This window comes from Pseudoalteromonas sp. Z1A6 (assembly GCF_011378745.1).
Classification (GTDB): Bacteria; Pseudomonadota; Gammaproteobacteria; order Enterobacterales; family Alteromonadaceae; genus Pseudoalteromonas; species Pseudoalteromonas arctica.
In genome coordinates, this window is record NZ_WTKW01000116.1 from 1 (window position 1) to 11,722 (window position 11,722).

At 39.6% G+C, this 11,722-nt stretch carries 10 protein-coding genes; 4 read left to right on the forward strand and 6 right to left on the reverse strand.

All coding sequences use genetic code 11. The features are described 5' to 3' along the window. The coding region (locus GQR46_RS09290) for an HD-GYP domain-containing protein (RefSeq protein WP_165740790.1) at positions 1-1,147 on the forward strand (1,147 nt) is incomplete at its 5' end. Between the two features lie 53 nt (positions 1,148-1,200). Here the strand turns inward: GQR46_RS09290 and GQR46_RS09295 are convergent. From GQR46_RS09295 to GQR46_RS09320, 6 genes are all read right to left on the reverse strand, one after another. Next, complete coding sequence (locus GQR46_RS09295; protein WP_024592310.1) at positions 1,201-2,238, reverse strand: general secretion pathway protein GspB; 1,038 nt, start codon at positions 2,236-2,238, stop codon at positions 1,201-1,203. Between the two features lie 11 nt (positions 2,239-2,249). After that, entirely contained in the window at positions 2,250-3,167 is a 918-nt protein-coding gene (locus GQR46_RS09300) for an AAA family ATPase (RefSeq protein WP_024592309.1), read from the reverse strand. A 165-nt stretch (positions 3,168-3,332) separates the two neighbouring features. Then, on the reverse strand, positions 3,333-3,851 hold the full coding sequence (locus GQR46_RS09305; protein ID WP_121954209.1) for a DUF1566 domain-containing protein: 519 nt from the start codon (positions 3,849-3,851) through the stop codon (positions 3,333-3,335). A 9-nt stretch (positions 3,852-3,860) separates the two neighbouring features. After that, a complete protein-coding gene (locus GQR46_RS09310) occupies positions 3,861-5,510 on the reverse strand; it encodes a DUF1566 domain-containing protein (RefSeq protein WP_165740791.1) in 1,650 nt (549 codons plus the stop codon). 69 nt (positions 5,511-5,579) lie between these two features. Continuing rightward, complete coding sequence (locus GQR46_RS09315) at positions 5,580-5,912, reverse strand: hypothetical protein (protein WP_007581673.1); 333 nt, start codon at positions 5,910-5,912, stop codon at positions 5,580-5,582. 22 nt (positions 5,913-5,934) lie between these two features. Next, positions 5,935-6,639 carry a DUF2982 domain-containing protein gene (locus GQR46_RS09320; protein WP_165740792.1) on the reverse strand — a complete coding sequence of 235 codons (705 nt, stop codon included), beginning with the start codon at positions 6,637-6,639 and terminating at the stop codon, positions 5,935-5,937. 246 nt (positions 6,640-6,885) lie between these two features. Here GQR46_RS09320 and GQR46_RS09325 point away from each other — a divergent pair, with 246 nt between their 5' ends. From GQR46_RS09325 to msrA, 3 genes are all read left to right on the forward strand, one after another. Further along, a complete protein-coding gene (locus GQR46_RS09325; protein ID WP_024590017.1) occupies positions 6,886-7,938 on the forward strand; it encodes an efflux RND transporter periplasmic adaptor subunit in 1,053 nt (350 codons plus the stop codon). Between the two features lie 3 nt (positions 7,939-7,941). After that, complete coding sequence (locus GQR46_RS09330; RefSeq protein WP_010553194.1) at positions 7,942-11,040, forward strand: efflux RND transporter permease subunit; 3,099 nt, start codon at positions 7,942-7,944, stop codon at positions 11,038-11,040. Between the two features lie 85 nt (positions 11,041-11,125). Further along, positions 11,126-11,662 (forward strand): peptide-methionine (S)-S-oxide reductase MsrA, encoded by a 537-nt coding sequence (gene msrA / locus GQR46_RS09335; RefSeq protein ID WP_165740793.1) that lies wholly within the window; start codon positions 11,126-11,128, stop codon positions 11,660-11,662. The last annotated feature ends 60 nt before the right edge of the window (positions 11,663-11,722 follow it).

Consider the following 11,722-nt stretch of genomic DNA (forward strand, 5'->3'; position numbering starts at 1 on the left):
AAGCGTTACTAGACAAACTGGCAGTATTAAAATTAAAAATCAAGGCTGGGTTAAAACTCAGGCTGGTATTAATAACCTAATAAAAGCAGGTATTTTAGAAGTAGAAATCGACCCTGATAAAACCCTCATTGAATCAGTCCCTGAAAAAGCTCCTATTGCTGTACCTGCAACAAAAATAAAGCGTGACCCTTGGCAAAAAACACACAGTGCCGAACAAGAAATGGGAAAGGCAAAAAAACTGTATGACGAAGCTAAAACACTGCAAATAAAAGCATTTAAAGATATTAAAGCAGGCCGCGATATAGATATTGCACCATTCAAAGAGCTGGCAAGTGGCTTTATGGACTCTGTTTTTAGAAACCAAGATGCCCTAGCCTGCCTTACCCAAATGCGCCAAAAAGATGCTTACCTACTTGAGCACTCTATTAATGTATCGATATTAATGGGGATTTTCGCTAAACATTTAGGTATAGAAAAAAACATTATTGTTGAACTGACTACCGGCGCACTTTTACACGACATTGGTAAGATAAAAATCCCTGATGAAATACTCAATAAGCCGGGCCGCTTTACCGATGATGAATTTAAAATAATGAAAATGCACTCGCTTTTCAGTAAAGAAATATTAGAAGAGTCTGGCTTAACGGGTATCGCGGTTGATATTGCAGGTATGCATCATGAAAGGCTTGATGGTAAAGGCTACCCGTTTGGTAAAAAGGGCGACGAAATAAGTCAGTACGTACGTATGGCATCAATTGTAGATGTGTATGATGCACTTACCGCAGAACGTGTTTACAAAGCAGGCATGGAGCCAATAAAAGCCTTTAAAATACTAAAAGACGGATGCCCAGATAGCTTCGATCCCGTGCTGCTTAATAAGTTTATTCAATGTATTGGTATTCATCCGGTAGGAACGCTCGTTAGATTATCGAGTCAAAAAGTGGGTTTAGTGACCGAGAGTAACCCCAGTACACCACTAAAGCCTATCGTTAAAACATTTTACAGCGCCAAACATAGTCGCTATACAGAGATAAAAGATATCGATTTATCTAATAAAAAAACCTTAGACACCCTTGAATCAGCGGTGAAACCTAAAGAATATAATATTGATTTAGAACGCTTTTATAAAAACTCAATATTACCCTAAGCAATATTGAGAGCTCAACATTCTACCGAGCTCTCAATATAATAGCTAAACGTTTACTGCGGCCAGTCTTGCAAAGCCTTTAAGCTAAACTCATAACCATCAAAATCAAGTACACTTTGCTCAGGTGTAATCTCTCTTACAGTTAAAGCGCCTATGCTCTCTCCTTCATGTAACTCTCGGCCATTTAGCTTGATCCAACGTTTGTCAGCACTCGATGAATAAATATGCGCTTGATATTTAATACTAGGCAACATTGATTGCAAACCATCTGGTAGTAATTCTACAGGCTCAACACGTGATGACGTTTTTGATGCATGGGTAACTTCATAATCCTGATTTTTTTCGACGTCTTGTATAGCTTGCGCAAACGCATTTTTAAGTGTTGTAGGCACCTCATCAAGCTCAGGATCGCTCATCTGTTGAGATTGGTTGTTACCATTAATTGGCTTACCTAGTACTTTATATTTACTCATATCTAGTTGAGCTGATGCTGTATTTTGACTTTGCCCAAATACCGAAGCGTTCTGTGTATTATTTGGATTGTAATTATTTTGTGGATTAAATACTGGCTGATTATAATTTTGAACTGGCATTACTTGTTGCACGTTCTGCTGATTATAACCCATTGCGCTCGTGACCGGACTCGATGGCATAGGAATATATTGCCCATTAGGCGTTAATAACATTTGCTGTACACCATTAGGTGTTTGCACATGTACAAGTTGCCCTTCAATCGTTGCAGTATTATTTGGAGCTATTTTAGCGGGTTCTAACTTAGCTATTTGCTGCTTTTCAACTGCGGCATCTACTTCTTTAACTTGTTCTTTAGGTGACGATTTTTCGCTTTCAACCACCTTAATTACAGCGGGTTCCGATGTGTTTAATAAAGTAGTACCTTGAAACCACTTACCAGTAGTAAACCCACCAGCTACAGCAATAAAAGCAGCTAAGCTTGTACCAAATACTAACGCTAATCGTCTATAACGCTTTAGTGCTTGCTGTTGCTTTAACTGCTCTGATTGTAAGTCGTATTGCTCAGCACTCATATCTGATTGCTGCGACTGCTTTAGCGCATCTAATAAATAAGACATAACTTACCTAACTATAAAATAAATGAAAGCCCAATGCCTACGGCAAATAAAGCAACGAATGCAAGGCTATATGGTACAAATGACGTTGCTTTGTTGGCCTCATTAACTGGCGCTACAAAATCCATGGGTAATGACTCATGTGCTGATTTTTTTATTATATCGCTATCAACTATCAACTGCTGCTTTGCAAAAGTGCCTACCAAAGCTCGCTCACATACCAAGTTCATTAATCGTGGCACACCACCAGTTAATTGATGAACAGCTTGCATGGCATCCATCGAAAAAATTCCTTTATCACATCCTGCAACATGTAACCGATGCTTTATGTAAGCAACTGTTTGGCCTTGCGTAAGTGGTAATAAATGGTAACGAGCTGTTATTCTCTGGGCGAGTTGCCTTAATTCATTGCGCTTTAAAAGCTCTTGTAGCTCAGGTTGACCAACCAATACTATTTGTAATAATTTTTTATGATCGGTTTCTATATTTGTCAGCAAGCGTAATTGTTCAAGCACATTAGGGGCAAGTAACTGCGCTTCATCAATTATAAGTATGGTGTGCCCACCCGATTTATTATTGGTCTCTAAGTGCTTTTTTATAATATCGGTAAGACTTTTAAGCGTCGCATTATTAGCATCGTAACTAATGTTGAGCTCATCACAAATACTAGCCAATAACTCCAGCTCTGATAGTGCTGGGTTATGGATCATCGCTACTTGCGTGTTTTCAGGTAACTGCTCTAACATACTGCGGGTAATTGTAGTTTTACCAGTACCCACTTCGCCTGTTAATAATACAAAACCACCGTCTTCACCTAATCCGTAGGTAAGGTGTGCTAAGGCTTCTTTATGTCGTTCACTTAAAAATAAGTAATGAGGGTTGGGCGAAATTGAAAAAGGTTTTTCATTCAGGCCAAAATAGCTTAAATACACCGTGATGTTCCTTCGTAATTAAATCACGGCCTATAATGGCAAAAAAACGCACTAAGTGACAACGTTGTAAGCGCTTTATTATTGAAATAACGTAAATTTATGTAAAACAAAAAAATGCAGCGGTTTTAAGGCTGCACTTTCATCTGTCTAATCTTAATATGTAATTTACTCTTCGTAGCGAACTAACCGTAAATACACATTACTAGTTTTGGCATGCAAGCTATTCAACCCACTATCAAATTGATAAACCCATGCAGAGCTCATCGTGCTCACACCCGATGTATTTGACCAATAGTTTTGAAGCTTAGTACCAAAAAACACCTCTTCATTAATGCTCGGCTCGGTGCAACTGTGCTCTAAAATACTCGCCAACTCTTTAATGTTAGGCATTTGCCAATCATCGTAATCTGCGGTTGTATCATTTTTAGCACCGCGTAGTGCCTCTTGCCAAGTAAGAGAAGGTGTAGAGCCTTCGCAAAGTTTTGTATCTGTATTATAAATTTGCCCATAACTACAGCGTTGCCACATAAGACCTGTTTCGGTATCAGACACTGTGCCATCTGTATTTATAGTAAATCTATCTGTCGGCGTTGTGGTATCTGCACCGTCGTAGCACGTTTGCGCCGCTGCAATATTAAAGCTCAAGCTTATAGTTGCTAGTGCATAGAGTAATTTAAATCTCATTATTTTCTCCTAACGGCTTCTAACTAAACGAACATACGCGGTATTTTCTTTTGGATAAGCAAGATCGTTACCATCACTCATATCAATAATGTACGCTTGCGATAAACTTGTACCATCGGCTGCGGTTTGTGAAGTCCAATAACGTAAGTGGCTTAATGCACTTTCACTTGGCATATTGGGGAAAAACACCTCATCAATTAATATGCTTTGCCCTTGCTTACCATAATCAATTAAACCTAAAAGCTCTGTATAAGTAGGTAACCGCCAATTTGTACCACCACAAAAATCTAAGTTATTCACTTCGTTTATATAACTTTGTACTCCACAACTCGTATCATCCGGACAAGTTGAATTGGCTGTACTGGTATCGGTAAAAGTAGTATCGCCTAAATCCCAAAAGTAATGATTTTGCCCCTCACGCAAGCTTGTATTTGGCAATACTCCTGAGGATTCACTTTTTACTTCCCATACAAGTCCAGTAACATTATCGCGTATACAGGTAAAGTCACTACTATCATCACCAACTTCATCCGCAAACTGATTAAGTTTAGTGTAATCAAACGCTAAATTACCTTTACCAACCTTATCTAAGCGGTTTGCATAGCTATCGCGTCCAAGTTCAGCATCTTGCGCTGGAAAGTCATCGCTTTCACAGTTAATGCGTTGGGTGTTGTTATAGCACTCACCAACACCACTATCGTTTATAAGCCCAAGCGCTTTTGGTGATACATCAACAAATAAAGAATCTGTATCGGTGCGTCCTTTTGAGTCGGTTACCGTTACTTCAAAGCTCAACGTGGATTCAGTATCTACATCAGAGGCAAAAAATGTCGTTGTACATTGCTCGCTATTACTTAATGTTTCGCTATTACCGGTAAGTTGTTGCCACTTACACTGATAGGTATCGGTGACAGTTTCGCTATTCGTTGCATCAAGCGTTACTTCTTCAAACTCTTCGACATTTTGATCAGCGCCTGCATTTGCATCCACTAGTTCATTTGTTTTATTAAGCGTCATTGAATATTGAGTACTCGCCTCACCGCCTTCATCATCAGTGACTGTTAGCTGCCAAGACAAATTTACGTTACTTTCTAGTAAAGGATGAGAAAAGCTAAGAGTTGACTCATTAAAGCTAGCAATATCTAAATCAGGACCTGATAGCAGTTGCCACAAGTAACTATCAATTTGGCCATTATCATCAGGATCGCTCGACTCAAGAGCGCTCAAAGTCACCGTATCTTTGTATACAGAAGGAAGTGTTTCAGGAGATGTTTGGGTAACAACAGCAAGAGGAAGTTGATTATTAGAGCTCACTGAAATAGAAATGTCGTCACTAACAGCGCTACTACCGGTGCTTTGATAGCTTACTCTTAAGATTATTTCACTATCAGTTTTTACGTCAGGGGCTGTCAATGTTTGCTCAGCACCATCAAGCGGAAAACCTTCTAAGCTTGGGCCGCTAACTTGTTGCCATGAAAACGTACCATCAGCGGGGGAACCTTGTGCTGTGATGGTAAATTCAGTTTTTTCGATAATTTGTAAATCGGTTCCAGCATTAACAGATGTTTCTACAACTGTATTATCGCTATCACCGCCACCTCCTCCACACGCACTCAGCAAACCGCAAGAAATGAGGGGGATTAAAGCAAACGCTTTCATACGCAGCACCTTATTATGTCAAATAATTACTATAGTGTAATTACTAGCAATAAAGATGCCATTAAAGTACTACATATATGTATCTTGATGAATGCGTACAAACAACTTCGTACCGATTTTACTGTAATCTACTTTGTATTCACGCCCATCTAAAGCTTGAATAAATAGTAATTGTTTTTCTTCGCCAAATACATCAGGGCTTCCAACATAGACTATTTCTAAATAGCGATCTTTTGCATCACGGCGGTTTTTAGGTAACTCTTCTTTAAATGGCTCTAAGCCATGTTGAGTCACTTTAATTTTAGGATGAATTTCAGAGTTTACAATCACTAAATCATGCTTTTTATCTTTATGTATTATGGTGTTTCGACCACTTTTTAAAAAGGCTCTCTCTTGACTCATTTTTCTTTCCTACAGTCGCAGCTTAATTATTAATTTGCGACGCTATAAACTGACTAGGCTCGCGCTTCCACTTATTTAAGTTAGCACTAAATGCCCAGATATCTCTATCTAACACACTGGCTGGTAATAATAAATCGTAACCGATTAACAGTTGAAGGTGCTTAGTCCTGTTAGCAAACATAGCTATAAGACCAGTATAGCTTATCCCTTTATGGGATGTGTAATGTGTATCTTCTATTAGCCATTCTGATGGGCAATTGCCATTTTTGCAATGTTTTTGAACAACTTGCATAAACAAATTACGCTGCTCTATTAATAATTTCCCTGCAATTCGAGGCGCTATGCTTGTTAAAAAGTCATCTATGTCGTTTACCTTTATACCAACCGCATTTAATTCTAAGTAATCAAAGCCATCTTCTACTTTGGGTATACCACTGTGATGAAAGTTACTATGAGGCATACACCAAGCTCCGTATTTATGGCAATAAACGAGCTCAGACTCATTTAATATAAGGCTATGATATGGTTCTTGAGTTTTTAAATATCCAATAAAAATAGCGGCAATACACAAGCTCACTAAAAATATTTCAAGTATGCTAATCTCACCCGGCCTCAGTAAATTAAACAACATAATAAAAACTAAACCAATTGCACCTGCAACAAGCACTTCAATTGCGTTTCGCGCACCTTGTGCCCGAAACTTAATGACATTGTTAGGTTTATCCATATTGGTAAAACACCATATAAAAAACAAACATAATAACAGCCCAAATTATGACCTTTCTTGTTGTTATACATAAGTTACAGGTGGTTTTAAATTTCATACATTACCGCTTTTTCCTCAACAAAATAGGAACAATGAATAAATCTTATTTACTTTTACGCTTAACGCACAAATTTATGAGACACATAACCGTCTTTTCCCGGTCTTATTTCGTACAATACTTACAATTCATTTTCAGGTATGAAATCAATGTACTCAAGACAATCAGGTAAAGCACTTTTTCCATTTATTATTACGTTACTTCTAATATTTAGCGTTTATTTATATCTACCCGCTAGCCACGGCGAACAGGCCGATTTATCACAAATGTCTACTCAAGTAACAGCTCATACTGTTACTTCTCAGGAAAACGCAGTGATGATAGAAGCGATCGGTAGCGCGCGTGCAAACCAAGCAATCTATATAAAAAGTGCGCAAAACGATTATGTCACAGATATATATTTTAAAGACGGCGACTTAGTCAGTAAAGGACAAAAGTTAGTACAGTTACAGAGCCAACAAGAACAGCTTGCCGTTAAAGAGCTTGGCATTAACTTACGTGAAGAACAACGCCAGTTAGATCGCCTAACCGAACTTTCACGCTCGCAATCAACGGCAAAGTCGTTACTTGAAGAGCAGTTATCTCGTGTTGATGCAACAGAGGCCCAACTAGAAAGCGCTAAAACTAAATTAAACGAAATGACTATTAGTGCGCCCTTTTCAGGCCTGTTAGGTAAGCGTGAAATATCAATAGGTGCTTACGTAAGTAATACAACAATAATCACAACACTTGATGATATTAGTATTATTAAAGTTGACTTTAAAGTACCTGAAAAATATTTAGCACAATTAAATATGGGCATGAAAGTGCTTACGCAAAACGATGCCTACCCAGGACAGACATTTAACGGCAAGGTAACGCATATTAGCTCGCGTATTGATTCGGTTACTCGCAGTGTTGAAGTAACAGCAAGTTTTGCCAATAAATCAGGATTACTTCGCCCTGGTATGTTACTAAATACAGCACTTGAGCTAAGCAGCAACCAAGCTTTAATGGTGCCAGAAAAAGCGGTTATACCTTTGCAAGACAAACACTTTGTTTTTCAAATTCAAGATGGGATAGCTAATAAAATTGAAGTGCATGTTGCTAGCAGAAATAATGGCTGGGTTGCTATCGATGAGGGCCTAACTGATGGCGAGCAAATTGTTACTGAGGGGCTAATAAAAATTCGCTCTGGAAGTAAAGTAAGCGTAAAGGGGTAATACGTGAAAATTACAGATACTAGCGTCAAGCGCCCCGTTTTTGCCATTGTAATTAATTTACTGCTTCTTACTTTTGGACTGGTTGCGTTTACTATGCTGCCACTTCGTGAATACCCGGATATTGAAACGCCGATTGTAAATATCAGCACTGAATACACAGGTGCTTCTGCCGAAATTATAGAAACCAAAATAACGCAAATAATAGAAAATCGAATTTCAGGTATTGAAGGTATTAAAAGTATTAACTCATCGAGTCGTAATGGACGTTCAAACATTACCATTGAGTTTGATATTAACCGCGACATAGATGCAGCATCTAACGATGTACGCGAACGTGTAGCACGTGCACTTGATAGTTTGCCGGATCAGGTACGCCCGCCAGAAGTATCTAAATCAAATAGTGATGAAAGCCCAATCGCCTGGTTTGTATTAAACAGCGAAACAATGGACTCGTTACAGCTCTCTGATTACGCGCAGCGTTTTATTGTTGACCGCTTAGCCGTAGTAGATGGTGTATCTAACGTACGTATTGGTGGTGAGCGCCAATACGCCATGAAAATTTGGCTTAACCGCCAAGCAATGGCCGCACGGGGTATTACCTCAAGCGATATTGAAAATACACTGCGTACAGAAAACGTTGAGTTACCGGCTGGCGAAATAGAATCTATAGATCGTGACTTTACCGTGCGTACTGCCCGTAGTTATAAAGATCAGCGCGATTTTAAAAACCTGGTAATTAAGCGTGGTGATGAAGGTTACTTAGTACGTTTAGGTGAAGTTGCCGATGTACGTTTAGAAGCTGCCGATGACGAAAGCTTATTTCGTGGTAACGGGCGTAATATGATTGGCTTAGGTATTGTAAAACAAGCTAAAGCAAACACACTAACCGTAGTAGATAACGCACGCAGCGAACTTGAAAAAATCAAACGCAACCTACCTGAAGGCACTACAATTCAAGACAGCTACGATTCGTCTGTATTTATTAAAGAGTCTATTAATGAAGTTTACAGCACACTTGCCATCTCTATGGGTTTAGTCGTACTCGTTATATTTTTGTTTTTAGGCAATATACGAGCAACGCTTATCCCTGCGGTCACCGTACCGGTCGCACTTGTTGGTAGCTTTATGTTTTTGTTGGCAATGGGCTACTCAATTAACTTACTAACTTTACTTGCCTTAGTACTGGCCATTGGTTTAGTAGTAGATGATGCCATTGTAATGCTTGAAAATATTCACCGTCGTATTGAACTGGGTGAGCCGCCGTTACTAGCTGCATTTAGAGGCGCGCGTGAAGTAGGTTTTGCTATAGTAGCAACCACGCTTGTACTAATATCGGTGTTTGTGCCATTAGTATTTATGGATGGCCGTATAGGTGCATTATTTACTGAGTTTGCTATGGCGGTAAGTGCTGCCGTATTTTTCTCAAGTGTTACAGCACTAACTCTCGCACCAGCCTTGTGCTCTAAAGTACTTAAAGTATCAGACAAACCAAATAAATTTAGCCAATGGATGGACCGCCAGTTTACTAAAATTGAAGTAAGTTACCGTAATTCACTCTCCACCAACATAACCCGTAAATGGGGTTTAATGGTGAGCTTATTATTAGCTGGCTTTGTTAGTTACTCGTTGTTTTTACAAGTTCCCTCTGAGCTAACGCCAAAAGAAGATCGTGGTACGTTCTTTATTATGATGAGCGGCCCAGAAGGCGCAAGTTACGAAAATAACGCCGCTAATATGGCTAAAATTGAAGAGCGCTTAATGCCTTACTCGCAAGCCGGTGAGCTAAGTCGTGTACTTGTCCGAGTGCCTGGCTGGGGTGGCAGCGGCGGTGTTGCGATTGTGGGTATGGCCGATTGGGATAAACGCAAACGCTCAACGTGGGAAGTAATGGATGAAATAAGCGGTAAAATGCAAGAAGTTACCGATGTTCGTGCATTTGCCATTATGCGCCGTGGTATTGGTGGTGGTGGCTCATCTCGCCCAATTGAGTTTGTACTGCAAGGTAATGATTACGCTCAACTAGCCGATTGGCGTGACCGTATAATTAAGCGTGCTGAACAAAACCCAGGTTTAGTAAGAATCGATCATGATTATAAAGAAACCTTCCCGCAGTTTTTAGTCAGCATAGATAAAAACAAAGCTGCCGATTTAGGCGTTTCGGTATCTGATGTAGGCCGTACACTAGAAACAATGCTTGGCCAGCGCCGTGTTACGACCTTTATTGACCGCGGTGAAGAATACGATGTGATTTTAAAAGGAACAAAAGAAGATTTTACCAATCCTACTGATATTTCAAATATATACCTTAAATCACGAAGCGGTGAACTAGTTCCACTTGATAGCCTTATCAGCTTAAAAGAAGAAGCAACCGCGTCGCGCTTAAACCGTTACAACCGTATGCGCGCAATTACACTAAGCGCCAACTTAGCCGACGGTTATACCCTTGAACAAGCGCTTAACTTTTTAAACGAGGTAGCCGCGCAAGAAAACGATATAGATGGCGCAGTAGATTACAAAGGCGAGTCGCAGCTTTATTACGAAGGCGCATCAGCGATGACCTACGTATTTATACTTGCACTCACCGTTACCTTTTTAGTACTTGCTGCGCAGTTTGAAAGCTTTATGCACCCATTTGTCATTATGCTTACCGTACCGCTTGGTTTAATGGGCGCTATGTTTGGGCTTTGGGCTACAGGACTGACCTTAAATATTTACAGCCAAATAGGTATTGTTATGCTCATAGGCTTAAGTGCTAAAAATGGTATTTTGATTGTGGAATTTACTAACCAATTACGCGATAAAGGCGTTGAGTTTAGTGAAGCAATACTACAGGCAGCTACCCAGCGCCTTCGCCCAATAATAATGACCTCACTTACAACCGTTATGAGCTCTGTTCCTTTGGTTTTTGCTTCAGGCCCCGGCGCCGAAAGCCGTATGGTAATTGGTGTAGTTGTGTTTACAGGGGTTATTGTATCTACCCTGCTGACTCTTTTTGTTGTACCTGCTGCGTATTATGCTCTATCGAAAAATACACAATCACCTGAGTTTTTACAACAAAAGCTGAATAAACAAGCTGCTGAAAAGCCTTTCGAAGAGATCTAATCTCTTTATTGCGCCGTAACCTTGTTGTTGCGGCGCATACAATTTATGCTCGCCTTTAAACTCCATATACATTTTAGGAATACTTATGAGCTCAACAACGCAAGTAGCAACATTTGGTGGCGGCTGTTTTTGGTGTATAGATGCAGCATTTAGACGTGTAAATGGCGTATTAGATGTGAGTTCTGGCTATACCGGTGGCGAAACCGACACCCCAACCTATAATTCTGTATGCTCTGGCACAACCGGGCACGCTGAGGTTGTTAAAATTGAATTTGATACCACTGTAGTTAGCTTTGAAACACTTTTAGCAATGTTTTTCACTTTGCATGATGCAACACAATTGAATCGTCAAGGTAACGATATAGGCACACAATATAGAAGCGTTGTTTACTATCACGATGAAGCCCAACTAAAGCAAACCAATGAAATGATAGCTCAACTGCAAAGCCATGTGAGTGAGTCCATTGTAACAGAAGTCAGCCCTGCCACTACGTATTATCCAGCAGAGCATTATCATCAAGATTACTATAACGAAAACCCACAGCAGGGTTACTGTAGTATTTTAATAGCACCTAAATTACATAAGTTTGAAACTGTGTTTAAAGAATTCTTAGCTGACTAGCTAATTTGAGCAGTTAAATTGATTAGTTAAACTTAGCTACACATTAAAAAGCCCGACGTA

Coding starts and splice junctions, on each gene's coding strand:
- GQR46_RS09295 (WP_024592310.1), bottom strand. CDS start 2,238: ATGTCTTATTTATTAGATGCGCTAAAGCAGTCGCAGCAATCAGATATG.
- GQR46_RS09325 (WP_024590017.1), top strand. CDS start 6,886: ATGTACTCAAGACAATCAGGTAAAGCACTTTTTCCATTTATTATTACG.
- GQR46_RS09310 (WP_165740791.1), bottom strand. CDS start 5,510: ATGAAAGCGTTTGCTTTAATCCCCCTCATTTCTTGCGGTTTGCTGAGT.
- GQR46_RS09305 (WP_121954209.1), bottom strand. CDS start 3,851: ATGAGATTTAAATTACTCTATGCACTAGCAACTATAAGCTTGAGCTTT.
- GQR46_RS09315 (WP_007581673.1), bottom strand. CDS start 5,912: ATGAGTCAAGAGAGAGCCTTTTTAAAAAGTGGTCGAAACACCATAATA.
- msrA (WP_165740793.1), top strand. CDS start 11,126: ATGAGCTCAACAACGCAAGTAGCAACATTTGGTGGCGGCTGTTTTTGG.
- GQR46_RS09320 (WP_165740792.1), bottom strand. CDS start 6,639: ATGGATAAACCTAACAATGTCATTAAGTTTCGGGCACAAGGTGCGCGA.